The sequence below is a fragment of the Streptomyces sp. WAC04114 genome, from assembly GCF_019733245.1.
Lineage (GTDB): Bacteria > Actinomycetota > Actinomycetes > Streptomycetales > Streptomycetaceae > Streptomyces > Streptomyces massasporeus_A.
The window spans coordinates 1-25,107 of sequence record NZ_JAIGQA010000007.1 but is presented as its reverse complement, the minus strand read 5'-3'; the positions used below and the strand labels follow the sequence as shown (position 1 = coordinate 25,107).

General features: G+C 73.1%; 23 protein-coding genes and 1 pseudogene. 12 read left to right on the top strand and 12 right to left on the bottom strand.

Translation table 11 applies throughout. The features are described from left to right. Positions 1-3: 3 nt before the first annotated feature. Positions 4-186 carry a hypothetical protein gene (locus tag K4G64_RS03910; RefSeq protein ID WP_221754596.1) on the top strand — a complete coding sequence of 61 codons (183 nt, stop codon included), beginning with the start codon at positions 4-6 and terminating at the stop codon, positions 184-186. On the opposite strand, the gene K4G64_RS03905 is transcribed toward K4G64_RS03910, so the two are convergent. Further along, positions 174-926, bottom strand: coding sequence for an ankyrin repeat domain-containing protein (locus K4G64_RS03905; protein ID WP_260459978.1), 753 nt, complete (start codon positions 924-926; stop codon positions 174-176). The genes K4G64_RS03910 and K4G64_RS03905 overlap by 13 nt on opposite strands. A 211-nt stretch (positions 927-1,137) precedes the next feature. On the opposite strand from K4G64_RS03905, the gene K4G64_RS03900 reads away from it, so the two are divergent. Beyond that, entirely contained in the window at positions 1,138-3,273 is a 2,136-nt protein-coding gene (locus K4G64_RS03900) for a SpoIIE family protein phosphatase (protein WP_221754595.1), read from the top strand. Positions 3,274-3,288: 15 nt separating this feature from the next. Here the strand turns inward: K4G64_RS03900 and K4G64_RS03895 are convergent, their stop codons facing one another. Both K4G64_RS03895 and K4G64_RS03890 read right to left on the bottom strand, forming a co-directional pair. Beyond that, positions 3,289-3,954 carry a GAF and ANTAR domain-containing protein gene (locus K4G64_RS03895; protein ID WP_260459983.1) on the bottom strand — a complete coding sequence of 222 codons (666 nt, stop codon included), beginning with the start codon at positions 3,952-3,954 and terminating at the stop codon, positions 3,289-3,291. Positions 3,955-4,092: 138 nt separating this feature from the next. Beyond that, positions 4,093-6,660: a SpoIIE family protein phosphatase gene (locus K4G64_RS03890; RefSeq protein WP_221754593.1), complete on the bottom strand. Its 2,568-nt coding sequence runs from the start codon at positions 6,658-6,660 to the stop codon at positions 4,093-4,095. A 149-nt stretch (positions 6,661-6,809) separates the two neighbouring features. On the opposite strand from K4G64_RS03890, the gene K4G64_RS03885 reads away from it, so the two are divergent. After that, positions 6,810-7,397, top strand: a complete 588-nt coding sequence (locus tag K4G64_RS03885) for a hypothetical protein (protein WP_221754592.1) — start codon at positions 6,810-6,812, stop codon at positions 7,395-7,397. A 434-nt stretch (positions 7,398-7,831) separates the two neighbouring features. Here the strand turns inward: K4G64_RS03885 and K4G64_RS03880 are convergent, their stop codons facing one another. The 4 genes from K4G64_RS03880 to K4G64_RS03865 all read right to left on the bottom strand — a co-directional run bounded on the left by K4G64_RS03880 (position 7,832) and on the right by K4G64_RS03865 (position 11,937). Continuing rightward, complete coding sequence (locus K4G64_RS03880) at positions 7,832-8,935, bottom strand: GNAT family N-acetyltransferase (RefSeq protein ID WP_221754591.1); 1,104 nt, start codon at positions 8,933-8,935, stop codon at positions 7,832-7,834. A gap of 695 nt (positions 8,936-9,630) precedes the next feature. Beyond that, complete coding sequence (locus tag K4G64_RS03875) at positions 9,631-10,311, bottom strand: hypothetical protein (RefSeq protein WP_221754590.1); 681 nt, start codon at positions 10,309-10,311, stop codon at positions 9,631-9,633. Between the two features lie 73 nt (positions 10,312-10,384). Beyond that, the gene (locus K4G64_RS03870; protein ID WP_221754589.1) at positions 10,385-11,431 is read right to left on the bottom strand and encodes an LLM class flavin-dependent oxidoreductase; all 1,047 of its coding nucleotides are present in this window, start codon (positions 11,429-11,431) and stop codon (positions 10,385-10,387) included. Next, entirely contained in the window at positions 11,431-11,937 is a 507-nt protein-coding gene (locus tag K4G64_RS03865; protein ID WP_221754588.1) for an SRPBCC family protein, read from the bottom strand. The genes K4G64_RS03870 and K4G64_RS03865 overlap by 1 nt, the downstream gene beginning before the upstream one ends. Positions 11,938-12,247: 310 nt before the next feature. Between K4G64_RS03865 and K4G64_RS03860 the strand changes: the two genes are divergently transcribed. Next, positions 12,248-13,600 (top strand): diacylglycerol kinase family protein, encoded by a 1,353-nt coding sequence (locus K4G64_RS03860; RefSeq protein ID WP_221754587.1) that lies wholly within the window; start codon positions 12,248-12,250, stop codon positions 13,598-13,600. A 118-nt stretch (positions 13,601-13,718) separates the two neighbouring features. Here the strand turns inward: K4G64_RS03860 and K4G64_RS03855 are convergent, their stop codons facing one another. Beyond that, positions 13,719-14,045, bottom strand: coding sequence for an antibiotic biosynthesis monooxygenase (locus K4G64_RS03855; protein WP_031113632.1), 327 nt, complete (start codon positions 14,043-14,045; stop codon positions 13,719-13,721). A 117-nt stretch (positions 14,046-14,162) separates the two neighbouring features. On the opposite strand from K4G64_RS03855, the gene K4G64_RS03850 reads away from it, so the two are divergent. After that, a complete protein-coding gene (locus K4G64_RS03850) occupies positions 14,163-15,113 on the top strand; it encodes a DUF1731 domain-containing protein (protein ID WP_221754586.1) in 951 nt (316 codons plus the stop codon). A 7-nt stretch (positions 15,114-15,120) separates the two neighbouring features. On the opposite strand, the gene K4G64_RS03845 is transcribed toward K4G64_RS03850, so the two are convergent. After that, the gene (locus K4G64_RS03845; protein WP_221754585.1) at positions 15,121-15,996 is read right to left on the bottom strand and encodes a hypothetical protein; all 876 of its coding nucleotides are present in this window, start codon (positions 15,994-15,996) and stop codon (positions 15,121-15,123) included. Positions 15,997-16,102: 106 nt separating this feature from the next. Continuing rightward, complete coding sequence (locus K4G64_RS03840) at positions 16,103-16,249, bottom strand: hypothetical protein (protein WP_179878731.1); 147 nt, start codon at positions 16,247-16,249, stop codon at positions 16,103-16,105. A 138-nt stretch (positions 16,250-16,387) separates the two neighbouring features. On the opposite strand from K4G64_RS03840, the gene K4G64_RS03835 reads away from it, so the two are divergent. Then, complete coding sequence (locus K4G64_RS03835; protein WP_221754584.1) at positions 16,388-16,816, top strand: hypothetical protein; 429 nt, start codon at positions 16,388-16,390, stop codon at positions 16,814-16,816. A 230-nt stretch (positions 16,817-17,046) separates the two neighbouring features. Then, positions 17,047-18,687 (top strand): phosphoglucomutase (alpha-D-glucose-1,6-bisphosphate-dependent), encoded by a 1,641-nt coding sequence (gene pgm / locus K4G64_RS03830; protein ID WP_221754583.1) that lies wholly within the window; start codon positions 17,047-17,049, stop codon positions 18,685-18,687. A 57-nt stretch (positions 18,688-18,744) separates the two neighbouring features. On the opposite strand, the gene K4G64_RS03825 is transcribed toward pgm, so the two are convergent. Continuing rightward, positions 18,745-19,065, bottom strand: coding sequence for a DUF5949 family protein (locus tag K4G64_RS03825; protein ID WP_308122211.1), 321 nt, complete (start codon positions 19,063-19,065; stop codon positions 18,745-18,747). A gap of 331 nt (positions 19,066-19,396) precedes the next feature. Here K4G64_RS03825 and K4G64_RS03820 point away from each other — a divergent pair, with 331 nt between their 5' ends. From K4G64_RS03820 to K4G64_RS03800, 5 genes and pseudogenes are all read left to right on the top strand, one after another. Next, positions 19,397-19,684, top strand: coding sequence for a zinc-ribbon domain-containing protein (locus tag K4G64_RS03820; protein ID WP_221754582.1), 288 nt, complete (start codon positions 19,397-19,399; stop codon positions 19,682-19,684). A gap of 145 nt (positions 19,685-19,829) precedes the next feature. Next, positions 19,830-20,450, top strand: a complete 621-nt coding sequence (locus tag K4G64_RS03815; protein WP_221754581.1) for a flavin reductase family protein — start codon at positions 19,830-19,832, stop codon at positions 20,448-20,450. Positions 20,451-20,561: 111 nt separating this feature from the next. Beyond that, positions 20,562-21,050 (top strand): SRPBCC family protein, encoded by a 489-nt coding sequence (locus K4G64_RS03810; protein WP_221754580.1) that lies wholly within the window; start codon positions 20,562-20,564, stop codon positions 21,048-21,050. 231 nt (positions 21,051-21,281) lie between these two features. Then, positions 21,282-22,286: a serine protease gene (locus tag K4G64_RS03805; protein ID WP_221754579.1), complete on the top strand. Its 1,005-nt coding sequence runs from the start codon at positions 21,282-21,284 to the stop codon at positions 22,284-22,286. Between the two features lie 207 nt (positions 22,287-22,493). Then, positions 22,494-22,736: pseudogene (locus K4G64_RS03800) on the top strand (glycosyltransferase); the annotation flags it as partial. Here the strand turns inward: K4G64_RS03800 and secD are convergent. Further along, positions 22,726-24,996 carry a protein translocase subunit SecD gene (gene secD, locus K4G64_RS03795; protein WP_221754577.1) on the bottom strand — a complete coding sequence of 757 codons (2,271 nt, stop codon included), beginning with the start codon at positions 24,994-24,996 and terminating at the stop codon, positions 22,726-22,728. The pseudogene K4G64_RS03800 and the gene secD overlap by 11 nt on opposite strands. Positions 24,997-25,107: the final 111 nt, after the last annotated feature.

Here is a 25,107-nt window from a genome sequence, read left to right as displayed (position 1 = left end):
GCCATGGACGAGGCGACGTCGCAGCAGGGGAGCGAGGCGGAGGGCGCCGCCCGCCGGGCCCGCTTCGGGACACTGCCGGAGCCGGTGCGCGTGGAGGACATGGTCGAGGAGCGGGCGGCAAGCCTGCCCGACCCGGCGCGCACCGCCTACAACCAGGACGAATGGCTCGTGCGCTACTGCCTGTGAGGAGCCCCGCCGGAGGTCTCCGTCTCCGCGCCCAGGTCGCGCAGCCACCGCACGACGTCGTCGGCGTCCTGGGCGCGGGCGATGTCGAGCGGTGTCATGCCGTCGTAGCCACACCAGTGCGGGTCGGCGCCCCGGCGGTGGAGGTACTGCGCGGTGGGCAGGTGCCCGCCGTGGCAGGCGCCCCAGAAGGCGCTGGTGATCTCGTCCGGTGACGGCGGCTCGTCCGCCTCGACGAAGGCCCGGACCCGGTCGAGCAGGCCGAGCGTGGCGGCGTCCTGGAAGGTGACGCGGGCGCCGTACTCGATGAGCCGGTGCGCCGCGCGCCACTGGCCGAATCCCCGGGCGTCGGCGAGTGGGCTGCCGCCGCCGATCACCGCCCCGGGCGCCTCGATGTCGGCCCCGGCCGCGATGAGCGCGTCCAGCACGGGCACGTCGTTGTTGCTGGCGGCCCAGTGCAGCGGCGTCTCCGCGTGCGCACCCTCGAATCGGGCCCGGGGATCGGCCCCGGCGTCGACCAGGGCCGCGACGACCTCCGCACCCCTGGGGAAGTGACCGGGCCAGTCGGCCGCGATGTGCAGCAGGGTGCGCGTGCCCTTGCCGTCCTCGCCCTGCTCGGTGACGCGCGCGGTGGCCAGCGCGGGGTGGTCGGCGAGCAGCCGCCTCAGCCGGGGCAGATCCCCGGTCCGGATCGCCTCCGTGACGGTGACGGCCAGCGGGTCCTGCGATGTCAGCGTCAGCAAGGCGGCCTCCCTATGCCGTCCAGGGCCCCCGATTCTGCCAGCCGGTGCCCTCGTGCACGGCCGTCCGCGGGAATCGGCCGCACCGCCGCCCCGGGCGGTCCCGTGATCACACCCCGGGCCTGCACATTAAGTCACAATCCGGGCACCCGTACGGAGGACATGCCCGCACGCTCAGCCAGGCGTAGCGTCCGGGTAGGAGCGGGAGGACACCATGCCCGGGACCAAGGAGCCCCCCGGCGGCGCCGGATCGCTGGACGACGCCCTGGGGGTGGCACTGGCCGACACCGTGCGCGGAACCGGCGCCTCCATCGGCGGCCTCTACCTCATCGAGGACGCGGAGCCGGTGTTGCGCCTGGTGGCCCTGTGCGGTCTGCCGCCGGCCTTCACCGCGCCCTGGCAGCGGCTGCCCCTCACCGCGCCGGTCCCGGTCGCCGACGCGATCCACGACGACACCCTGATCAGCGTCGCCGGCCAGGAGGAGATGGCGCGCCGCTACCCCCGCGCCGCCGCCGTCCTGCCCTACCCGTTCGCCCTGGCCGCCGTCCCGCTGACCGGCGTACGGCGCTCCTGGGGCGGCCTCGTGCTGATGTGGCCCGCCGGCCGGCCGCGCCGGATATCGCCCCGCGAACGCGGCCACATCACCTCCAGCGCCCGCCGCATGGCCCGGCTCCTGGACGACGCCACCCGGCCACCGGCCCTGCCCGACCAGCCACGTGTCGTGCCCGTGGACGCGACCCGCAACCCGGCGCAGACCGGTCTGGCCGCCACCGACTACCTCGAACGCCTCCCCGAGGGCGCCGCGTCCCTCGACCTGGAGGGGCGCATCACCTTCGTCACCGACACCGCCGCCCGCCTGCTCGGCCGCGCCGCCGACCGGCTCCTCGGCACCCGGCCCTGGCAGTCCCTGCCCTGGCTCGACGACCCCGTCTACGAGGACCACTACCGCACGGCCCTCGTCAGCCGCGCCCCCGTGTCCTTCACCGCGCTCCGCCCGCCGGACCAGCCGCTGACCTTCCAGCTCTACCCCGACTCCAGCGGCATCAGCGTCCGCGTCCTGCCGAGCGCGGAGCGGACCGAGGGCCCGCCGCAGCCCGCCGTCGCACGGCCGCCCGTCGTCGCACCCACGGGGCGCCTCTACCAACTCGTGCACCTGGCCGCCGCGCTCACCGAGTCCGTGACCGTGCGTGACCTCGTCGCACTGATCGCCCACCAGATCCTGCCCGCCTTCGGCGCCCAGGGCCTCGTGCTGTCCGGAGTCGACGCCGGACGGCTGAAGATCACCGGCTACCACGGTTACCCGGCCGACGTCATGGAGCGGCTCGACGCCCTGTCCCTGGACACCGACCTCACCCCCGCCGGCCAGGTCCTCGCCGGCGGCACCCCCGCCTTCTTCGCCGATCCCGCCGAACTGGCCGCCCGCTACCCCGACGCACCCCAGATCAGCGGCAAGCAGGCCTGGGCGTTCCTCCCCCTGATCATCTCCGGCCGCCCGGTCGGCTGCTGCATCCTGTCCTACGCCCGGCCGCACGCCTTCACCGCCGACGAACGCGCCGTCCTCACCTCGCTGTCCGGCCTGATCGCCCAGGCCCTCGACCGCGCCCGGCTCTACGACACCAAACACCGCCTCGTGCACGCACTGCAGCGCGCCCTGCTGCCCCGGGCCCTGCCCCGGCTGCCCGGTCTCGACGTCGCCGCCCGCTATCTGCCCGCCGGTCACGGCACCGAGGTCGGCGGCGACTTCTTCGACGTCCTGCGCCTCGACGACACGACCGCGGCCGCCGTCATCGGCGACGTGGAAGGCCACAACGTCGCCGCAGCCGCCCTCATGGGGCAGGTCCGCACCGCCATCCACGCCCACGCCACCGCCGGCGCCGCACCCGGCCAGGTCCTCGCCCGCACCAACCGGCTCCTGGCCGACCTCGACTCCGAACTGCTCGTCTCCTGCCTCTACGCCCACCTCGACCTGAGCCGGGGGCAGGCGTCCTTCGCCAGCGCCGGACACGTGCCGCCGCTGCTGCGCCACGCCCGGCACCCCGCCGCCGTCCTCGACGTCGAGCCGGGCCCGCTGCTGGGCATCGACACCGGCGACGACTACCCGGTGACCACCGTGCCCCTGCTCCCCGGCACCACCCTCGCCCTCTACACCGACGGCCTCGTCGAGCTCCCCGGCAGCGACGTCACCCGCACCACGGCCGATCTCGCCGGACACCTGGACACCGCCGACGGACACGACCTGGAACGGCTCATCGACCGGCTCGTCCGCCACACCACACCCACCGGACGGCACACCGACGACATCGCGGTGCTCCTCCTGCGGGCCTCCCGCCTGCGCGACGAGCCCGCGTGAGGACGAAGCGGGCCCTCAGACCTGGTCGGGCTGGTCCGCGCGGACCCGCTGAGCCACGTCGCGCAGCTTGAGGTTGTGGTCCTGGGAGATGTGCCGCAGCACGCCGAACGCCTCGTCCTCGCTCATCCGGTGGCGTTCCATCAGGATTCCCATGGCCTCACCGATGGCGTGCCGGGTGTCCAGGGCGCCTTCGAGCTGGTCGATGGTACGGGCGGTCGCCAGGGCCACGGCGGCGTGCGAGGCGAGCAGCCACCCCGCGGCCTCGATGTCCTCGCCGAACGCCCCGGGGGTTCGCGAGTAGAGGTTCAGCGCGCCGAAGTCCTCCTCGTGGGTGTAGAGCAGAACGCCGGTCATGCTGCCGATCCCGAGCTCCCGGGCCGCCCGGCTGTAGTGAGGCCAGGACGGCTGCGGCCGGGTCATGTCGGCGATCCGGAACAGCCGCTCCCCGTCCACGCGACGGGCGGCGTCGAAACACGGCCCCTCACGGAACCGGCCCTGCAACCGGTCCGACTCGGCGACGAAGTCGCCGCACACGGCCAGCGTCTCGGCCCTGCCCTTCGAGACCGTCAGGATCCCCGCCGCGTCGCAGCCCTCGATCACCTTCACCGCCGATGACGAGATCGCGTCCAGCGTCGCCTGCACCGAACCCCGCCCGGCCAGATCCCGGGCCAGCACCGCCATCTGCTCGGCGTACCGCTGCCACTCCACCGCAACCACCGCCCTGCTCGGTCCCGCCCACCGTACTCCGCGCCGTTTCGTACGTCCGTTCGTCCACTCGGCCGGGTGCCCGGGCAGCATGCCCGGTGCCTGGCGCCGCAATCACCGGTACGCCGTCAGCAGCAGCGCCACGTCGTCCGGCCGCTCCCGGGCCCGGCGGGCCGTCCCCACCAACCGGTCGGCGAGATGCTCCACCGAGTCCGCCGGGGTTTCGGACAGGCGGCGCCGTACCGCGTCGATGCCCGTCTCGATGTCGTCGCCCGGCCGTTCCACCAACCCGTCGGTGTACAGGGCGAGAACGCTGCCCGGGGCCAGGGTGAGTGCCGTGACGGGGTACACAGAGTCGGGCTGCACGCCCAGCATGACGCCGCCCACGAGATCCAGTGTCTCGGCCCGCCCGTCGGGGTGGCGCAGCAGCGGCGGGGGATGGCCGGCCCGCACCGCGAGGGCGCGTCCGGTGGCCGGGTCGAGTTCGATGTAGCAGCAGGTGGCGAAGACGTCCGACTCCAGCTCGGTCAGCAGCCGGTTGGTGTGCGTGATGACCTCCTGCGGCGGCCGCTCGCTCGCGGCGAAGGCGTGCACCGCACTGCGCAACTGCCCCATCACGGCGGCGGCGCCGACACTGTGGCCCTCGACGTCCCCGATGACCAGGGCCACGCCACGGCCGGTAGTGATCACGTCGTACCAGTCGCCGCCGATCGCCATGCCCTGCGTACCTGGCAGATAGCGGCCGGTGGTGCGCAGGCCCTCGACGGCGGGCAGCCGGTGCGGCAGCAGCCCCTCCTGGAGGCCGCGGGCGACGGCGGACTCCGCGTCGTAGAGACGCGCCCGCTCCAGCGCCTGGGCGGCCAGGCCGCTCAGCGCAGTGAGGGCGGAGCGCTCGTCGGGGGTGAACCGGTGCGGAGTGTCCCAGCCGAGGATGCAGGAGCCGACGGGGTGGCCGGAGGCGATCAGCGGCAGGAACGCCCAGGCCTGCATACGGTCCAGGGTGATGCCCGGATAGGCGACGGACAGGTCCTCGGGCGAGTCGAAGAACAGGGGGAGCCGCGTGGTCAGCGCGTGGACGCCGGGCAGTTGCGTGTCGAGGGTGACGCCTTCGAAGGGGGTGAGGAAGCCCTCCGGGTAGCCCGACTCCCAGAGCAGATACATCCGGCCGTCGCGGACGGTGTACAGGGCGAGTTCCCGGGCGCCGAAGGCGGGCAGCAGCTGCTCGGACACGGCCCGGCAGACGTCCTGCACGGTGACCGCCTCGGTGAGCACGCTCGCCATCTGCACCACGTGGTACAGGGCGCCGGCCCGCGCGGCGGCCACCGGCCCGGGCGGCGGCGCGGCGGCCGTGAGGCCGGGCCCGGAGGCGGTGCCGGCCTCCGGCCCCTGCTCGGACCCGGTGGGCGGCGGCCCGGTCGGGTAGACCCGGCCGGTCAGCCCGTGCACGTCCGGGTACAGCACGAAGCTCAGCCAGTTCCCGTCGGGACGCCGCACGAGGAAGGACACCTGCTCCTGCGACAGCATCGCCGCCCGGTAGCGGTCCTCGTAGGCGGGATCCCGGAGCCAGGTGATCACCTCCCACGGATAGCGGCCGAAGAGGTCTTCGCGGCCGGAGCCCAGCAACTCCTCGCAGCGGCGGTTGGCGTACGTCAGGCGGCCGTCCTGGTCCAGCGAGAAGAGCCCGTCGGGCAGCCGCTCGGCCGCTTCGGCCGCGGTGAGCCCGCCGCCCGCGTCGACGAGGGCGCCCACCAGGATCCGCGCGGAGCCGGTGCCGCCGTGCACGAGGTGGCCCCACAGCTCGACCGGTCGGTATCCGGCCTGTCCCTCGCCCCGGGACTCGTCCCGCACCCGGAAGTGCCGCGACCTGACCCGGCCGTCGGCCAGGGCGTCGTACCGGCTCTCCCGCAGTTCGTGCAGGTCGTCGGGGTGGACCCGGGCCTCCACGTCCTCGATGGCACCGCCGTGGTCCGCCCGGTCGATCCCCAGCAGTTCGAGGGCCTCGTCGTCCGCCGCGCACCGGTCGCTGTCCAGATCCCAGTCGATGAGCCCGACCTGGACCGGGCGGGCGGCGGAGGTGGGCAGCCGGACGCTGATCGGCTCGTCGTCGTACTCGACGCGGCAGGGGGCGGCGTCCGGGCCCGGCCGGGCGGCGAGGTGGTCGAGGCGCTCCTCCATGACCCGTTCCGCGGGGCGCAGCGCGAGATCCACCGCCTCCGCCTCCATCGGTGGCCGGGCCGCCGAGCGCAGGACGACCAGGACGCCCACGGCCTCGCCGCCGGCCCGGACGGGCTGGTAGGCGGAGCCGAAGGAGTAGGGCAGTCCGGCGGTGAAGTGCGGGAAGCGCACCATGGTGGCCCGCTCGTCCGGCAGCCACAGCGTTTCGTCGCGCCGGTAGGCCTCCGCCATCGGCAGGGCACCGCCCACCGGCACCCGCCACCAGCTCTTGAGCAGCGAGCGGGGCACGCCGGTGACCATGGCGAGCACGAGCGAGCGCCGGTCGCGGGAGCGCAGATAGACCAGGCCGCCGTAGCCGTCGAGATCCCGTACGGCTTCCACCAGCGGGGCCGTGAGGGCATCCTCGATCCGGCTCGTGTCCCCGCCCGGAACCCGGCCGCCGGCCCCGTCCCGGCTCCGGCCGGCGGCTGACCGCGGCCCGTCCGGTATGGCGGCTGCCTCATCCATGTCGCGTCCTCCCGGTACGGACGCACCGGACATCAATCGCTCCCCACCAGGATGTGCCATGGTCGTCGGTCCGGCGCGGTAAGTGCAACCTTTCGGTCCGCCCGGCCGTCTCACCCGATACCAGCAGAATGCAAGCCTCGGGGGCGGCAATGGTACGAATCAGAACAGCATGCGCGACTCTCGCACTCGTGGGCGCCACGGTGGGTGTGGCGGCCGTCCCGGCCGGTGCCGCACCGGCCGGCGCGCAGTCCACCACCCGCGCCACGGCGTGTCCGACCGGCTGGGGAAGCCTCGCCAAGACCGACGCCGGCGCCACGGTCGCTCCGCTGACGAACGTCAGGACCGGCCGGCACACCTGCTTCGACCGGATGGTCGTCGACGTGCCCGGCGCGGGCAGCGGCGTCGGCTACCGGGTGCAGTACGTCGACCGGCTCTACCAGGACGGCTCGGGCCGCCAGATACCGGTGGCCGGCGGCGCCGTCATCGAGGTCCGGGTGTCCGCGCCCGCGTACGACCCGGAGACCGGCGCGGCCACGTACCCGGGCCGGGTGGCACGCCCGCTGCCGGGCGTGGACCTCACGGGTTACCGCACCTTCCGGGACACCCGGTTCGCAGGCAGCTTCGAGGGCGAGACCCAGATCGGCCTCGGCGTCCGCGCCCGACTGCCCTTCCGCGTGCAGCAGCTCGACGACCGCGTCATCGTGGACGTCGCCCACAGCTGGACAGCCACGGGCTGACACGCGGCGCCCGGCTCCATGGGCCGGGCGCCGGGGCCCCGGGCGGGAGCCGGGGTCACGGTCTACGGGGCGGACCCCCGGGGGCGCGGTCCATGAGCCGAGCGCTGGCGCCTCGGCCCATGGGCCGGGTGCCGGTGTCGCCCTCCGTGGCCCGAGCGCCCGGGGGCCACGGCCTCCGGGCCGGGTGCCGGGGCCACCGGCCTCCGGGCCGAGCGTCGGGGCCACGGCCCGCGGACCGGGGGCCGGAGTCGCCCTCCATGGCCTGAGCGCCGGGGCCACGACCTCCGGGCCGAGCGCCGGGGCCACGGCCCGCGGACCGGGTGCCGGGGCGACGGCCTCCAGGCCGAGCGCTGGGGCCACGGCCCACCGACCGGGCGCCTGCGGCGCGGCGGGAGGCGCGGACCACGGGCCGGTCGCACGGCGGTGGTCCCGCCTCAGCCGCCGCGCAACCGGCCCAGTTCCTCCAGTGTCCGCACCGCCGCGCCGGCCAGGCGGGGCCGGTTGCGTACGAAGCGGCGGGCGGCCCGGGCGGGCTCCCGGCCCAGCCAGTGGGCCGCTCCGCCCGGCACCGGCCGTACCACCGCGCCTTCGTACACCCGCAGGTCGCGGGTCTTGAGCGACTCCTTGTAGCGGGCCGGGCCGCTCCCCAGGTCGACGGTCTGGACGCCGTCGGCCGCCGCGGCCTCCAGCATCCTCAACTGCAGCACGAGACCGGGGGAGTACTTGGCGTACGCGCGGTCGTAGGCCGGGAACCACCAGGACAGCACGGTGCGCGAGCGCAGCCCGAAGTGCGCGGCGACGGGCCGGTCCGCGGCATACAGCACGGACAGCACGCCGCGGCACTCCGGTTCCTCGCTCTTCCCGAGCAGCCCCACCAGCCGGGCGATCCACTCCTGCGCGAACCGGTCCCGCCGACCGGTCCGCCGGTACTGCGCCGATTTCCACTGCATCAGCGCCCGCAGCGCGGCCGGGTCCCGGGCGTCGTACACGAACCGCACCGGGCCGACCTGCCGGACCAGCTTGCGCTCCTTGGCCAGGGTCTGTCTGAGGAATCCCGCCGACTGCGCCCGCAGCCGCCGCGTGTACGCCTCGAAGCCCTCGCCGATGTCGACGACCGGGGAGGCGAGCTCCTCGACCGCGTGCGACACGAACACCTCCTGACCGGCTTCCAGATTGTCGAACTCCCAGGACGACAGCCCGCAGACCCGTAACAGCCGGCGGGCGTCCAGCCGGATCCCCGGACGCAGCACGGCCCCCTGACTGTCGGACACCCCCAGGCCGATGGCCCGGCCCCGCCCCAACACCCCCACCTCGTACGGGAAGAACCCCACGGAGGAGCCGTCGTCCAGCAGCACCGCCACTCTGGCTCCCGGCCTGACCTGCCCCACCGCCACGGTGAACGCCGGATCGAGAAAGGGATTCGCCGGGGCGCCGGACTCCGTCCGGATCTCCCGCCACATCTTCTGCTCGTTCGGGCCGAGTTCGTCCGGCCGCAGAACGAGAACGCGCTTTCCAGGCAACTCTGCCTCCTGTGTCATCGGCACGGGGACACACGAAGGCCTGCAGATCACCGCGATTCGGCACCAGGGCAGTACTCGGGCCGCACGGCGCAGGCCGTTGTCGGTACTGCCGTCACTCAGCAGCGAAACGTCTGCAACCGCGCAGCGCTCGGGGCGGATCCGACCGCCCCCGGACACGGTCCCGTTCCCGCCGCACGGAGGTCCGGCCCGTCCCGGCCCGGCACGGCCGCCCCGGTCACCACAGGGTTCACCCCGGCCGCCCCCGCCGCCCGCGGCGTCCGCGCCGCGAACTGCCGCCCGGACGGCTCCTCCTCGCACGGGCACGGCTCCTCGGCCTCTTTGGCCCCTTCGGCCCCGGCACTCCACACCGCGTCCGGCGCCACCGCGGCCACGACTGCCGCGCGCCCCTCGCCCGTGAGCCCCGGGACGACGAGCTGCAGCAACAACAGGCAGGCCACCAGACCCACCACCGTTGCCCAGCGACGCCGCACCATCAGACCCCTGACCTGCGTTCCGGCGGGGGAGCACGAAGTGGACTCGACCCCAGGGCCGACGCCGGACAGGCCCCCCGACACGGCCGGCTGCGCCTTCCAGTAGGCCGAGCCCGACTCCACCCCGTCAAGCCCTGGTGTGACGATTCGTCCCCCTCGGCCGGTTGCCACCGGAAATCCAACGGAAAGCGCTGCCGCCGAGGGGGTGTTCAGTCGCGGTGCTCAGTCGCCCGCGCTCAGCACCTCACCCGGCTTCGGCGCCCGTACGTCGAGCGGCTCGTCGAAACCGCTGAACGCCGTCGTGGTCTGCTGTGCGGCGCTCTTGTAGACCGTCTTCAGCAGATACGGCTCGCCCTCCCGGGCCACGTAGAAGGTGTACGTCCCTTCCTTGTCCGCCTTGTCGGTGACGATCAGTTCGATGGCCTCGATGTCTCCGACACGCGCGGATCCGCCCTTCTTCGCCGTTCCGAACGAGTCGAAGGGCCGTTCGCAGGAGGTGAGTCCGTTGCCGCCCGCGGCGCCCTGCTTCACGGGGGTCTTCACCCAGAGCCTCTGCTCGCCGGTGACACCCGGCTTGTTCTTCCACTTCCGCAGGTAGGCCCGGTCCGGACGGACGTAGTCGGTCTCGTCCAGGCGGATCTGCTCCAACGTGCCGCCCTTGGACCAGGTCGTCCTCGACCGGCACCGGCTGTCCAGGTCGGTCACGAGGCGGCTGGTGACCGTGCCGCTGCTCGTGGTGCGGTTGGTGATGTCGACGGTGACGGAATCCAGCTTCCGCATCCTGGCGTTGGCCTCGTCGAGGATGTCACCGGCGGATCTGTCCTCGTCGGTGCCGCCGGCCCCGCACCCGGCCAGCGCCGCGCTCGCCAGCAGGCAGAGCGCGGTCGTCGTCACGGAAGCCATGGCCCGCACGGAGCCCCCCTGTTGATCGTGTCGGCCGATGATCAGCAGGGGAGCTTACCCGTCGGCCTGGGTGCTACGTCTCGTGGACCAGCTCGATCGCCCTGCCGAGGGTGTCGAGCCGGTCGTCGAGGGTGTCTCCGGCCGGGTAGAGGCGAACCGTGTCCACCCCGGCGTCGCGCCAGACGCGCAGGCGCCGCCGGATCATCTCCTCCGTGCCGATGAGGGTGGTGGCCAGCACCATCTCGTCGGTCACCAGAGAAGCCGCACCGTCCCGGTCGCCCCCCTGCCAGCGCCGGCGTACCTCCGCCGCGATGTCGGCCCAGCCCTGCCGGCTGTAGGCCCGGTTGTAGAAGTTGGTCGACGCGGAACCCATGCCGCCCAGGCTGAAGGCGAGTTCCTTCTTCCGTCCGGCGACCATGGCCGCCAGCGCCTCCTCGTCCCGGGCGAACGCGACCTCGGCGCCCTGGCAGACGTCGAACCCGGCACGCTCACGGCCGGCGGCGGCCAGACCCTCGTCCAGGGGAGCGAAGTAGGCCTCCGCAGCGCCCTCGGGGACGAAGCTCGTGCCGAGCCAGCCGTCCGCGACCTGGCCGGTCAGGCGGAGCATGGCGGGGGACAGCGCGGCCAGATAGACGGGCACGGGATGCTCGGCGCGCATGGACAGGCGCATCGGCACCGCCTCCCCGCCGGGCAGTGGAATGCCGAACTCCGAGCCGCTGTAGGAGACTTTGCCGCCTGCGACGACCTGCCGCACGATCTCCACCGTCTCCCGCATCCGCGCCAGAGGGCGGGCGAACGGCACCCCGTGCAGGCCCTCCATCACCTGCGGCCCGGACGGGCCGAGCCCCAGCAGGAACCGGCCGCCGGACAGGTTGGACAGCGTGATCGCCGTCTGCGCGAGGGCGACCGGCGTGCGTGTGCCGATCTGCATGACTCCCGAGCCGAGCAGCATCCGCTCCGTACGGGCGGCGTAGAAGCCCAGGGCGGACGGAGCGTCCGAACCCCAGGCCTCGGCCACCCAGCAGACGTCGAGCCCCAGCTTCTCGGCCTCCATCACGAAGTCGGCCTGCCGGGACCAGGAACCGAGAGCCGCCGCCTCGACGGTGGTCGCCGCGCGCATCACGCCTCCGCCCGCTGCCTGATGTGCTCCAGCGTCGCGGTCATGCCCCGCTCGAACTCCCGCAGCCTCACGAACACGATCTTCTGCTCCTTCTCCGGCATGGCATCGATCGCGAACGACAGCCCCGAACGGCCGGGCCCCATCCGCATCCACTGCGACAACGCGGTTCCGCCGTCCTTCGGCTCGAGCCCGAACCGCCAGACGGCACTGGGTTCCGCCGGGTCCCCGACCGCCCAGGCGAACTCCCGCTCCGGATCGCACGCGACGACCGTCGACGTCGTCTCCCACTCCCCGAACCGCTCGTGCCTGCTCCGGCCGACGAACCGGGCCCCCACGGCCGGCCCGGACGCACCCTCCGCCCACCGCGCCGACAGCAGTTCCTCGCTCATCTCCGGCATCCGCGTCACATCCGACACCAGCGTCCACACCCTCCCCGGCGGGGCGGCGACCCACGTCGTCACCTCGACCGTCGGTTGGTCCGCGTACCGCGCGCCCGTCCACTCCATCGTGTGCGGCCTCCTCGTCGACAGGGACTGTGGTCCACAGAGTTGCGTAATGAGACTCACCAGGTCAAGAGTGCTTGGGATCTAGTGAGGTGAGGTGGCGTGCGGATGTGCCCCGGTGCGCGGAACCGCGTCGGCAAAGCCGCGTACGCTACCGATGGCGCCGCCCCGAGAGATCTTCACGTCTGACGGGTGCGGCGGGGGAGCCATCCAGGATGGTGGTGGCAGAGCCGACGTGTCGGCAGGCACCATGGTCACGGCGGGGCACGGTCCGCGGGAGCCCGCCCGCGCCGGCCCTCGAGCGGAGGACGACATGGGATCGGCGATGGACGAGCGGTTTCACCGCCGGCAGAGGTGGGCCGCCCGGGGCGCCCTGGCCGCGGCCGCGCTGGCGGCGTTGCTGCCGCTCGTCTCCGGCGGCCTGCGAGGACTGCTCCTGCTCGTGGCGGGCCTCGCGGGACTCGCCCTGACCGCGGCCGCGCTCTGGTGGGTGCTGTCCCGGCGGGGAGTGGTCCGCATCGCGTCGGCCGCGCTGGCCGTCGTCGCGCCCGTCGGCCTCATCACCCTCTTCGCCACCGCGAATCTGCTCTGGGTGGTCTTCGTCTCCCTGCTCCTGTGGTGCGGGGCGGTCTGGAGCGGGCGCTACGCCCTGCGCAGCACGGGCCTGCGGACCGTTCGGGTCAAGGAGTACCGCACACCGCCGCCGCTGCGTCCCTTCCTGCTGCTCAACCCCCGCTCCGGCGGCGGCAAGGTCGAGAAGTTCAACCTGCAGGAGAAGGCCGAGTCGCTGGGGGCCCGGGTCGTCCTGCTCGACCCGGACCAGCAGCAGGACGTCACCGCCCTGGCCAAGGCCGCCGTCGCCGACGGGGCCGACCTCCTGGGCGTCGCGGGCGGCGACGGCACCCAGGCCCTGGTCGCCGCCGTCGCCGCGGAGCACGGCCTGCCGTTCCTCGTCATCGCCGCGGGTACGCGCAACCACTTCGCCATGGACCTGGGCCTGGACCGGGACGACCCCGCCACCTGTCTCGACGCCCTCACCGACGGTGTGGAACTCCGTGTCGACCTCGGGTTCGCCGACGACCGCCCGTTCGTCAACAACGCCTCGTTCGGCGTGTACGGGGCCGTCGTCCAGAGCCCCGGCTACCGCGAGGACAAAGTGGGCGCGGCCCTGGAGCGGCTGCCCGACCTGCTCACCCGGCAGAGCGGGCCGCGCCTGACCGCCACCGCCGACGGCATCACCGTCGCCGACCCGCAGGCGATCCTGGTCAGCAACAACGCCTACCGCATGGACGACCCCTTCGGCTTCGGCCGGCGCGAGCGGCTCAACTCCGGGCGGCTGGGCGTGCTCGCCGTCCGCGTGGACAGCGCCGTGGAAGCCGCCGAACTCCTGCTGTCCCCGCGCCCGGAGGGGCTCACCGTGCTCACCGCCCAGCACGTCGTCGTCGATGCCGATGAACCGCAGCTGGAAGTCGGTCTCGACGGAGAGGCGCTCACCATGCCCGCCCCCGTCCACTGCCGCATCGCGCGCCGAGCCCTGCGCGTCCGGGTGCCCCGCGACCGCCCCGGAGTCCCCGAGGCGCCCCCGCGTCTCGACTGGCGCCGGCTGCGCAAACTGGCCGCCGCGGTCGGCCGCACCGCCGTGCCCACGCGCTCCGGGCGCACCTGAGCCCTGGCGCGGTCGTCACGCGCGGGGGCGCCGGGCGCACCTGAGCGCCGGCAGGGCCGTCACGCACGAGGTCCCCCGCGCCGTGCGGCGCGGGGGACCTCGTGCGTCGCGCCGTAGGTCAGGCCTCCTTCGGCCCCGCCTGCTGCACCACCTCGAAGGACCACAGCGTGGAACCGCTCGCCGCGGGCTTGGGCCGTTCGCCGCCCTCGCCGCCGCCCTGGTGCGCGCTCTTCATCGGCCCCTCCATCCAGGCCTGGAACGACTCCTCGTCACGCCACCGCGTGTAGACGAGGTAGGTGTCGGTGCCCTCCACCGGGCGGAGCAGCTCGAACCACTCGAACCCGTCGGAGTTCTCCACGGCGTGCGCACGGGAGGCGAACCGCTTCTCCAGCGTCTCCCGCTGCTCGGCGGGCACGGTCAGCACGTTGATCTTGACTACGCTCATGCGCCCCATCTTGCCCGATGGCGCGTCCGCGCAGGATGAGCCCTCCACCTCGGCCATGTTTTGAACGTGTTCAAAAGTCGGCTAGGGTCGCTTCCATACGTCGAGGGGGAGACCTTCATGAAGTTCGTGATGCCCGGCGGTACCGGGCAGGTCGGCACGGTCCTGAAGCGCGCGCTGAGCGCGGCGGGACATGACGTCGTGGTGCTCAGCGGGAACCCCGCAGGACCTGGCGAAGTGCACTGGGACGGCGAGACCCCGGGGCCCTGGGCGGCCGAGATCGACGGCTGCGACGTCGTGGTCAACCTGGCCGGGCGGAGCGTGAACTGCCGCTACACGCCCGCCAACCTCCGGCAGATGATGGACTCGCGGGTCCACTCCGCCCGGGCCGTGGGCGAGGCGATCGCCGCGGCCGGCCGGCCGCCCCGGGTCTGGCTGCAGATGAGCACCGCGACCATCTACGCACACCGCTTCGACGCACCCCACGACGAGAGCACCGGCGTGATCGGCGGCACCGAACCCGGCGTCCCCGGTTACTGGGGATACAGCGTCGACATCGCCAAGGCCTGGGAGCGCGAACAGGAGAGCGCCGGCACCCCGCGCACCCGGAAGGTGGCCCTGCGCGCCGCCATGGTGATGAGCCCGGACCGCGGCGGCGTCTTCGACGTCCTGCTGCGCCTGGCCCGGCTCGGCCTCGGCGGCCCGGTGGGCGGCGGCGCCCAGTACATGTCCTGGATTCACGACCGGGACTTCGCCCGGGCCGTCGAGTTCCTGGTGGCCCGGGACGACATCGAGGGCCCGGTCAATCTCGCCGCACCCGAGCCCCTCCCGCAACGCGCCTTCATGCGCGCCCTGCGGGCCGCGGGAGGCGTCCCGGTGGGCCTGCCCGCGACCCGCTGGATGGCGGAGATCGGCGCGTTCGTCCTGCGCTCGGACACCGAACTGCTGCTGAAGAGCCGCCGCGTCGTCCCCGGTCGCCTGCTCGAAGCGGGCTTCGCCTTCGAGCGTCCCGAATGGCCGCAGGCCGCGGACGACCTCGTACGACGTCTCCGCGGCCGTGCGGCCGGATGACCTCGGCTCAGCTCTGCGCCTTGCCCTGCTCCAGCGCCTTGCCGGTCATGTCGGTGACCTGCCCGGCCGGCGGCGCTTCCGCCTCCACCTCGGTACCGAAGTCGGTGAAGTCCATGACCGTGCGCACGGTGACCTCCTCGGGCGCGGACGAGGCGCCGGAGGAAGATCGCTGCTTCGCCTCCGGGGCCTTCACGGTCATGTCGATCTGCTGACGGCGCATCCGGCCCTCGTCGTCCAGCCAGACGTCCATCGGCAGGGTCGGGCCGACCTGCTTGCGCAGGGTGTCGCCCTGGGGGAGCTCGGCGACGTCGACGGAGACGCGGTAGTGCGTGGTCTCCACCCCGTTGACCGTCGCCGAGCCCTTCTTCGTCACGTCCTTGTCGGTGATCGCCTTGGCGTACGCCGCGGACTGCGCCGGATCGCTCATGGACCGGCCGCCGGTGCCCTGCTGCGCGGCGACCTTCCCCAGATCGATCTTGATCCAGGGCTTGCCGCCCGGCGCCTGGCCCTTGGGCATCTTCTGGTAGAGGACCTGGTCGACGACGCGTTGCTCGATCCGCTGCCCCTCCATCGTGAGGGTCATGACGCTGTCGCCGTCGTCCAGGTCCACCGCGCCCTGCCCGCTCGCGGTCTGCGAGGCGCCCTGAGCCGAGGTCTGCACCCGCAGCTTCACCTTGGCGGTGTCCTCCTCGGCCGTCCTGTCGTAGGCCGAGCGCACCGCCTGTGTGCCCTGCTCCCGGGCGCCGGCGCTCGACTTCGCCGAGGTGTCCCGCGTGCCGTCGCCCGAGTCGCCGTCGTCGCCGCAGCCGACCAGCACCGTCCCCGCCAGAACCCCGGCGACGCCTAAGACGCAGACCCGCCTGCCGTTCCCCGCCCTGCGCATCGAACCAGCTCCTCTCAGGTGTGTGATGCGACCCAAGTGCCCAAGCCGGGCATGAACACACCTGCGGGGCGGGGGAGTTGGATACCGGGAGAAACGGGCGTCACGGTCAGTGGCGACCCCTGAGCTTGCCGAGCAGACGCTGGGCCTGGGCCCGCTTGCGGGGGTCGGCCGCGGCCCGCCGAGCCTGGTCCACGGCCCGCCGCCCCTGCGGGCTCCGGGCGAACTGCTTGATGCGATCCAGCATTCCGGCCATGACGCACCTTCCTTCCTGTCGCGCTGTCGCTTGCCTGTACTGCGCCTACCCTGCCGACGACGTGCTCAGGCACACCGCTGCCCGCTCGGCGCGCGACCGAATGTGTTTGCGGCCGGAGACAGAGGCAAGTCGGTGTCCATGACTGAAGAGAACAAGCGCACGAATCAGAAGGCGACCACCGTACGGACCGCGGAGTCCAAGGCCCGCAGCACGGCGGACAAGGCCACCGCACCCGCGTCCCAGGCGGCGAAGGGCGCCGCGGGCAAGGCCGGTGAGGCGGCGTCAGCCGCCAAGTCCGGCGCGGAACGCTCCGCCGAGACCGCGAAGACGGCCGCACAGACCGCGGCCAAGGGCGTCGAGGCCGGCCGCCAGGCGGTCGTCACGGCCTCGGGTCACGTCGCGACCACGGCGAAGACGGCCTGGACGGTCATCGCTCACCGCAAGCTCGTGGCCGCGGGCGTCGGCGCCGGCCTGACCGCATTGACCGCCGCGTCCTACGCCGTCGGACGCCGCGCGGAACGCGGCGCGCACGGCCCCCTCACCCGTCTGACCGGCGGGCGGATCTGAGCACGGCCGGCGCGAGGGCCGTGCCGGCACGAGGGGAGCAGGCGGCGCGACGCGCCACCGGGCGTTCCGGTGGTCCGTAGCGCCGCCTTCCCCGTGTTCCCAGCCCCTCCCCGAATCATGGCCTGGCGCACATCCGTCCCTCACCGGGGTGCCCCCCTCGCGCGTCACCGCCCTGACGGGGAAGGATGAGACCGCAAGCGAAGGATCAACCCATGCGGAGGAGCGGGCCCATGCAGCACGAGCGAGCGGGAAGTCCGGCCGGACCCGAGGATCTCGTCGATGTCGCTCGGCTGGTCACCGCGTACTACGCGCGCCGGCCCGACCTGGACGACCCGGGCCAGCGCGTCACGTTCGGGACCTCCGGACACCGCGGATCGTCCCTGGCGGCCGCGTTCAACGACGACCACATCGCCGCGACCAGCCAGGCCATCTGCGAGTACCGCGCCGGCCAGGGCATCGACGGTCCCCTCTTCCTGGGCGCCGACACCCACGCCCTCTCGGAGCCCGCGCGGGTGACCGCCCTCGAGGTGTTCGCCGCCAACGAGGTGACCGTGCTGATCGACGACGCGGACGGCTACACGCCCACCCCGGCCGTCTCGCACGCCATCCTCACCCACAACCGCGGCCGCACCACCGGCCTCGCGGACGGCGTCGTCGTCACGCCCTCCCACAACCCGCCCGCCGACGGTGGGTTCAAGTACAACCCGCCGAGCGGTGGCCCCGCCGCCTCCGACGCGACCTCCTGGATCCAGGACCGGGCGAACGAGATCATCCGGGGCGGCCTGAAGGACGTACGGCGCGTCTCCTACGCCCGTGCCCTCGCCGCACCCACCACCGGCCGGTACGACTTCCTCGGCACCTACGTCGCCGACCTGCCCGACGTGCTCGACCTGGACGCGATCCGCTCGGCCGGTATCCGGATCGGCGCCGACCCCCTCGGCGGGGCGTCGGTCGCCTACTGGGGCCGCATCGCCGAACAGCACGGCCTCGACCTGACCGTGGTCAACCCGCACACCGACCCCACCTGGCGGTTCATGACGCTGGACTGGGACGGCAAGATCCGTATGGACTGCTCGTCGCCGTACGCGATGGCCTCGCTCATCGAGCAGCGCGACCGCTTCCAGATCTCCACCGGCAACGACGCCGACGCCGACCGGCACGGCATCGTCACCCCGGACGCGGGCCTGATGAACCCCAACCACTACCTGGCCGTCGCCATCTCCTACCTGTACGCCCACCGCGACCGCTGGCCGGCCACCACCGGCATCGGCAAGACGCTGGTCTCCTCCGCCATGATCGACCGGGTCGCCGCCGACCTGGGCCGCGAGCTGGTCGAGGTACCCGTCGGCTTCAAGTGGTTCGTGGACGGACTGGCCGGCGGCACCATCGGCTTCGGCGGGGAGGAGTCCGCCGGGGCGTCCTTCCTGCGCCGGGACGGCTCCGTGTGGACCACCGACAAGGACGGCATCCTCCTCGCGCTGCTCGCCTCCGAGATCACGGCGGTCACCGGGAAGACCCCCTCCGAGCACTACGCGGCGCTGACCGCCCGCTTCGGCGAACCGGCGTACGCCCGCATCGACGCCCCCGCGACCCGCGAGGAGAAGGCCCTGCTGGCCAAGCTCTCCCCGGCCCAGGTCAGCGCGGACACCCTGGCCGGGGACGCGGTCACCGCGGTGCTCACCGAGGCCCCCGGGAACGGCGCGGCCATCGGCGGCATCAAGGTGACCACGGACAACGCCTGGTTCGCGGCCCGCCCCTCGGGCACCGAGGACGTCTACAAGATCTACGCCGAGTCGTTCCTGGGCCCCGACCACCTCGGCCGGGTCCAGGAGGAGGCCAAGTCCGTCGTGCTGGCGGCCCTGTCCGGCTGACCGCGGACACACCACAGCCCGGGCCACCACACGGGGCCCGGGCTGTACTTTCGCATGTCAGCTGCGCAGGCTGCGGGCGGGCAGGACGACATGCGCCGCCGAGGCCATCGCGTCCTCGTCCGAGGTGAAGGCGGCGAGCACCTCGGCGTCACCGGGCTCGGCGCCCTCCGGCCACGGCCGCGTGGCGGAGATGAGGTAGGCGAAGCCGAGCTCGCCGACCGTCTCCAGCCAGGTCTCCGGCGGAACGAACTGGGACTTGAGGTGCTGCACGGTGAGGACGGCCGGCCCGGGCACGACGAGCAGGCTCACCGGCAGACTGGGCCGCTGCGCCGCGTGGACGAGCCCCTCGCCCAGGGGCGGCCCGGCGCCGACCAGCAACTGCTCGATGGCCTTCGCAGTGCCCTCCGGACACCGTTCGCCCTGTCTCCGAGGGAGCAGGCCAGCAGATGGGGGACCTCGTTCCGTCGGGGGTCGTGCCCCGCCAGGAGTGGACGACGAGGGAACCCAGGTCGTCGGTGGACACGGACTGCGTTTCGGGTGAGATCGAGGTCACCGCGGAACCGTGCCGGCGCACCTGACGGCCCCCGGTCCGCCGTCACCCGAGTGGACCAGCCGCCGCCCGGCTCTCCACACGAACGAGGGGTCCGCGTGCCCGACATGCCCGCGATACAGGACACTGGGTGAAGATCCGACCGGGAAGGACCGACACGTGATCATCTTCGGCACCAAGGGATACCTGTACCAGCTGGCGATACTGACGCTGGTGTGCGGCCAGTGCGGAAACCCCGCCGCCCATACGCTCAGGAAGCGCGTCACGAAGTTCACCCTGTTCTTCGTCCCGCTGTTCCCGATCTCGACGAAGTACCTGACCCAGTGCACCTTCTGCGGCGCGGAACAGAAGGTGACCAAGGAGCAGGCGGATCACCTGCAGACCCAGAGCACGAGCGGCCCGAGCGGCCAGGCGTACGGGCAGCCGCAGCAGCACGACCGGTTCTGACACCCGCGGGCTCGGGCGCGACCGGACCGCTCTCGCGGCGGGCCCCGACACCGGCCACCGGTGGTCGGCCATCGGCCATCGGCCCAGCCTCGCCGGTCGACGCTTCGGCGGGCGTCGAAGCCTCCCGCCCGTAGCGTCCCGAGGCATGACGCCCCGCACCCACCTCGTGATCCGGCCCAGCATTCTCTACTTCGGCACGCCCGTGGTCCTGCTGACCACCGAGAACGCCGACGGCACCTGCAACCTCGCCCCGATCTCCTCCGCGTGGGCCCTGGGGCGCCACCTCGTCCTGGGGCTCGGCAGCGAGAGCCACACCGCGCGCAATCTCGCGGAACGCCCGGAACTCGTGATCAACGTCGCCTCGCCCGATCTGTGGGAACACGTGGAACGCCTCGCACCGCTGACCGGGGCGGACCCCGTGCCGGAGGCCAAGCGGCCGGTCTACCGGCACGAGCGGGACAAGTTCGCCGCGGCCGGGCTCACCCCGGCCCCCGCCGACCTGGTGAAGCCCGCGCGGGTCGCCGAGTGCGCCCTGCAACTGGAGGCCCGGGCCCGCGCGCTGACTCCGGGCGGAGCGGGCCTCTTCGTCACCGTCGAGTGCGAGGTCCTGCGCGTCCACGCCGCCGAACGCGTCGTCGTCCCCGGCACTCAGTACATCGATCCCGCCGCCTGGAGCCCGCTCATCTACAACTTCCGCCACTACCACGCCCTGGCCCCCGAGATCGGCCGCGGCTTCCGCTCCGAAACGGCCGGAACCAGCTCCTGATCACATCCGATGTGGCAACCGGGGCTTCCCGGGTACCCGCCCTTCGCGGGCCCGGACCTGCGTGGGCCGATGGGCCTCCTGCAGTCGATCAGTGAATTCGGAGGCATTGAGATGAGCACCATCAAGGAAACCGTGGAAGTCGATGTCCCCGTCCACACCGCCTACAACCAGTGGACGCAGTTCGAGGAGTTCCCGAACTTCATGGAGGGCGTCGAGGAGGTCAGGCAACTGGACGACCGCCACAGCCACTGGACCACCAAGGTCGGCGGGGTACGGCGCGAGTTCGACACGGAGATCGTCGACCAGCTGGCCGACGAGCGGGTCACATGGCGCACGACCAGCGGGGACACCCACCAGCGGGGTTCCGTCCGCTTCGAGCGCCTGGACGACACCCACACCAGGGTGGAGCTCGTGATGGAGGTCGAGCCCAGCGGAGCCGTGGAGAAGGTCGGCGACATGATGGGCACCATCGACCGCCGGGTGAAGGGCGACATGAAGCGCTTCAAGCAGTACATCGAGGAGCGCGGAGTGGAATCCGGCGCATGGCGCGGACGCGTCCAGCCCGGCGACAGCACCGGCGGCCCCGGCCCCATCCTCTGACACCAGCCCCGCATCCGGAACCCGGCCTCCCTCGTGAGGCCGGGTTCTTCTGTGCCCGCATGACCCTCGCTCGGGGAGAAGGCGTGGACTTTCGGCCAACGTTATGACATGCACCTGTCCATATCGGTCTGCCGGTGGCACGCTGCCCCTGACTGTCCGCAGTGAGACCCCTGCCTGACCGGGTGGACGGCCTGCCGCCACCCGGCCCCCACAGCAGAAGGAGACCGCGTGATGGGCAAACCCCGCAGCGCCCGCTCGACCGGTGGCGACACCCGCGTCCGCCGGTCCGTCCTCGGCGCACTCGCCGGCGTCGCCGCGCTCCTGGCCACCGGCATCACCACCGCGCCGGCGAGCGCCGCACCGGACCACGGCATGACGACCCCCTCGGCGCAGCAACGCGCCCTGGCCTTCTGGACCCCGCAGCGGATGCGCGAGGCCACCCCGCTCGACCTCCTGACCGTCGACCGCTCCGACGTACGGACACCGGCACCCCGCAAGGGCAAGGCGGCGGTCGTGCCCCCCAGCGCGCCGGCCTCCGCCACCGGCCCCCTGGCCTTCCCGCACGGCGGCGGACCCTGGTCCGGCGGGGGAGCGGTCACCAAGACCGCGGGACGGGTCTTCTTCAGCTACCAGGGCCGCACCGCGTCCTGCTCCGGCAACGCCGTCACCAGCGCCAACAAGAGCACGGTGATCACCGCGGGCCACTGCGTGAAGCTGGAGGGCTCCTGGCACACCAACTGGGTCTTCGTGCCCGGCTACCACGACGGGCAGCGCCCGTACGGCACCTGGACCGCGGCCAAGACCCTCTCCACGCCGCAGTGGACGGCGAGTGAGGACATCAACTACGACATCGGCGCGGCCGTGGTCGCCCCGCTGGACGGGCAGAAGCTGACCGACGTCGTCGGTGGCCAGGGCCTGGCCTTCAACACCGGCTACAACAAGGCGATGTACTCCTTCGGCTTCCCGGCCGCCGCGCCCTACGACGGCGAGAAGTTCATCTACTGCAGCGGCACCACCACCCGCGACTTCCTGCTGTCCAAGGACCACGGTCTGACCTGCAACATGACCGGCGGCTCCAGCGGAGGCCCCTGGTTCACCCAGTTCAGCGAGGCCACGGGGACCGGCCTGCAGTCCTCGGTGAACAGCTTCAAGTACAACTTCCTGCCGAACGCCATGTACGGCCCGTACTTCGGCACGGACGCGCAGAACCTCTACCAGAGCGCCCAGTCGTCCTGATCCACCGCCGCACCACTGATCACCTTGCCGCAGTTGCGGTGTCGCGGCAGCCCACGAACAGGTGGGCAACCTTCGCCCCCCTCGACGGTTCATGTCGTCGGGGGGTGGCCATGGCAGCGCACCATCAGATCGCCTTCTTCCTGCGGGAGCCGGCGCGGCCGGAGCCTGAGAGGCGTGCCGCGGCGCTGAAGGGGTCGGGGAGGACAGGCCGGGGCGAGCACGGCCGCCCTCGGTCTCCGCTTCTTCTGGGCGGCGCGCATGGTCGCCCTGGGGACGGCCCCGGAGGCGGTCCCCCTGCGGCGCCTGACCGCCGGCACCCTCGCCCCCGTCCTGCGCCGCGCCACGGGCGACCCTCACCACCGCGGCCGTGCCCGGCAGTTGGCGCGCGAGCTGGCCGGGGAGGACGGCGTGGCCCCGGTCCTGGCCGCGCTGGACCGTCTCACTTCGTGACCGCTCCGCCCTCCCGGGACGGCTTTCCGGGGCGGAAGCGCCGGTGCAGCCGGATCGCGACCGGGGCCGCGGTGAACACCGAGGAGTACGTCCCGACGGCGAGGCCGATGAGCAGGGCCAGGGCGAAGTCCGTGAGCGAGGAACCGCCCAGCACGGCGAGGGCGGTGAGCATGAAGGCCGCACCCATGCCGGTGTTCACCGTGCGGGGCAGGGTCTGCAGGATCGCCTGATTCACGGTGCCGGCGAACGGCGACCCCGGGGCCCGCCGGGTCAGCTCCCGGACCCGGTCGAAGAGGACGACGGAGTCGTTGACGGAGTAGCCGATGACGGTGAGCAGGGCGGCGAGGAACACCCCGTCGACCGGCTTGCCGAGCCAGGCGAAGACCCCGAGCAGGACGACCACGTCGTGGAGCAGAGCGACGACCGCGGCGGAGCCCAGCATCCAGCGGAAGCGCGCCGCGAGGTAGACGAACTGCGCGCCGAGGGCCACCGCCAGCGCGATCAGGGCACCTCGGCGCAGTTCCTCGCCGAGGCTGGGACCGATCAATTCGTCGCGGACCTTGTCCGCCCGGCCGTCCAGGTCGCGCAGGGCGCCGGTGACCTCGGCCTCCTCGGCGTCGGTCAGCGGATCCGTACGCACCGTCAGACCCGTCTCGCCGGAGGACTGCACGACCGCCCGGGGGAAGCCGGCGTCGGCGAGCGCGGTACGGGCCCGGCCGGGGTCCACGGGGGCGCTGGTGGTGTATTCGATGAGGCGGCCCCCGGTGAACTCCACACCGAGGTCGACACCGCGCACCACGATGCCGGAGCCGGCCAGCGCGAGCACTGCCGCGGAGGTGACGAGCCATCGGCGAGGGCGGCGCATCAGGAGCGGGTTGCGACGGGTGAGGCGCTCGCGGACCGCGCCGATGGTGGCGATGCCGGTGAGACGGGGGCGACGGCACACGCCCGGGCGGCTCGCGGCGAACTCGGCGAGCACCCGGCTGATGACCAGGGCGCTGAACATGGAGGCGAGCACTCCGATGCCGAGGGTGACGCCGAAGCCGCGCACGGGCCCGGACGCGAGGAAGAACAGCAGGGCGGCCGCGATCAGCGTGGTGATGTTGGAGTCGGCGATCGCGCTCAAGGCGTTGCGGAAGCCGGCCGCGAGCGACGAGCGGATGCTGGGCCGGCTGCGGGCGGCGTACTCCTCGCGCGCCCGCTCGAAGACCAGCACGTTGGCGTCGACGGCCATGCCGATGGCCAGCACCAAACCGGCCAGGCCCGGCAGCGTCAGGGTCGCGCCGAGGGCGGCCAGGGCGGCGTAGGAGAGCAGGCCGTAGCAGGCCAGGGCCACGGCGGCCAGGCCGCCCATCAGCCGGTAGACGACGATGATGAACAGCGAGGTCAGCGCGGTGCCGATGGCCGCCGCCCAGGCACTGGCGGTGATGGCCTGCGCGCCGAGGGTGGGGCCGACGGTGCGCTGCTCGACGGTCTCGACGGGCACGGGCAGGGCGCCGCCGTTGATGAGCAGCGAGAGTTCGCGGGCTTCGTCGGGGCTGAAGGAGCCCGTGATCCGGGTGGCGCCGTCGCGGATGCCGGTCCCGCAGGTGAGGGACGGGTCGACCTGCGGGGAGGAGATGACCTTGTCGTCGAGAACGATGGCGACCCGCCGTGCCGGATCGCCCGGGGCCTTGCAGGCGGCCTCACCCGTCAGGTCGGCCCAGCCGTCGCGGCCGGCGCCCTCGAATCCGACGGTGACGTGCCATCCGGCGCCGCCCTGCTGGTCGAACCGTACGGCGGCCTCTTTGACGTCCTCGCCGGTCAGTGAGGAGGGCCCGAGGCGCAGCGGCGTGCCGGACTCGTCGGGCAGGACGCGTTCCCGGGGCCGTTTCGGCAGGGGCCGGGAGGTGTCGTCGGCTTCGTCCGCTGCGCCGAGCACGGGGTGGAAGGTGAGCTGCGCGGTACGGCCCAGGACGGCGGCGGCCTTCTTCGGGTCCTGCACACCGGGCAGTTCGACGATGATCCGGTGGTCGCCGGAGCGCACCAGGGTGGGTTCGGCGACGCCGAGCGCGTCGATGCGGCCACGCAGGACCTCCAGGGTGCGGTCGGTGGCCGCGCTGTCGGCGTCGGTGGTGGGGGTGGAGCGGGTTTCGAGCACGATCTGCGTCCCGCCGCGCAGGTCCAGTCCGAGCCGGATCGGCACGGTGGCGGCGACGTACACGGACAGGGCGAGCACGGCGAGGGCGAGCAGCGCCCTCACGCGCAGGGAACGGTTCAACGGAGCCTCCGGCAGGCACGCCACGGCGGCGGCCTGCGTGGGCCGCTGCCGTGGCGTGCCTGCCGGAGGCTCCGTTGAACCGTTCCCTGCGCGTGAGGGCGCTGCTCGCCC

Coding starts and splice junctions, on each gene's coding strand:
- K4G64_RS03910 (WP_221754596.1), top strand. CDS start 4: ATGGACGAGGCGACGTCGCAGCAGGGGAGCGAGGCGGAGGGCGCCGCC.
- K4G64_RS03900 (WP_221754595.1), top strand. CDS start 1,138: ATGCCCGGGACCAAGGAGCCCCCCGGCGGCGCCGGATCGCTGGACGAC.
- K4G64_RS03895 (WP_260459983.1), bottom strand. CDS start 3,954: ATGGCGGTGCTGGCCCGGGATCTGGCCGGGCGGGGTTCGGTGCAGGCG.
- K4G64_RS03890 (WP_221754593.1), bottom strand. CDS start 6,660: ATGGATGAGGCAGCCGCCATACCGGACGGGCCGCGGTCAGCCGCCGGC.
- K4G64_RS03885 (WP_221754592.1), top strand. CDS start 6,810: ATGGTACGAATCAGAACAGCATGCGCGACTCTCGCACTCGTGGGCGCC.
- K4G64_RS03880 (WP_221754591.1), bottom strand. CDS start 8,935: ATGACACAGGAGGCAGAGTTGCCTGGAAAGCGCGTTCTCGTTCTGCGG.
- K4G64_RS03875 (WP_221754590.1), bottom strand. CDS start 10,311: ATGGCTTCCGTGACGACGACCGCGCTCTGCCTGCTGGCGAGCGCGGCG.
- K4G64_RS03870 (WP_221754589.1), bottom strand. CDS start 11,431: ATGCGCGCGGCGACCACCGTCGAGGCGGCGGCTCTCGGTTCCTGGTCC.
- K4G64_RS03865 (WP_221754588.1), bottom strand. CDS start 11,937: ATGGAGTGGACGGGCGCGCGGTACGCGGACCAACCGACGGTCGAGGTG.
- K4G64_RS03860 (WP_221754587.1), top strand. CDS start 12,248: ATGGGATCGGCGATGGACGAGCGGTTTCACCGCCGGCAGAGGTGGGCC.
- K4G64_RS03855 (WP_031113632.1), bottom strand. CDS start 14,045: ATGAGCGTAGTCAAGATCAACGTGCTGACCGTGCCCGCCGAGCAGCGG.
- K4G64_RS03850 (WP_221754586.1), top strand. CDS start 14,163: ATGAAGTTCGTGATGCCCGGCGGTACCGGGCAGGTCGGCACGGTCCTG.
- K4G64_RS03845 (WP_221754585.1), bottom strand. CDS start 15,996: ATGCGCAGGGCGGGGAACGGCAGGCGGGTCTGCGTCTTAGGCGTCGCC.
- K4G64_RS03840 (WP_179878731.1), bottom strand. CDS start 16,249: ATGGCCGGAATGCTGGATCGCATCAAGCAGTTCGCCCGGAGCCCGCAG.
- K4G64_RS03835 (WP_221754584.1), top strand. CDS start 16,388: ATGACTGAAGAGAACAAGCGCACGAATCAGAAGGCGACCACCGTACGG.
- pgm (WP_221754583.1), top strand. CDS start 17,047: ATGCAGCACGAGCGAGCGGGAAGTCCGGCCGGACCCGAGGATCTCGTC.
- K4G64_RS03815 (WP_221754581.1), top strand. CDS start 19,830: ATGACGCCCCGCACCCACCTCGTGATCCGGCCCAGCATTCTCTACTTC.
- K4G64_RS03810 (WP_221754580.1), top strand. CDS start 20,562: ATGAGCACCATCAAGGAAACCGTGGAAGTCGATGTCCCCGTCCACACC.
- K4G64_RS03805 (WP_221754579.1), top strand. CDS start 21,282: ATGGGCAAACCCCGCAGCGCCCGCTCGACCGGTGGCGACACCCGCGTC.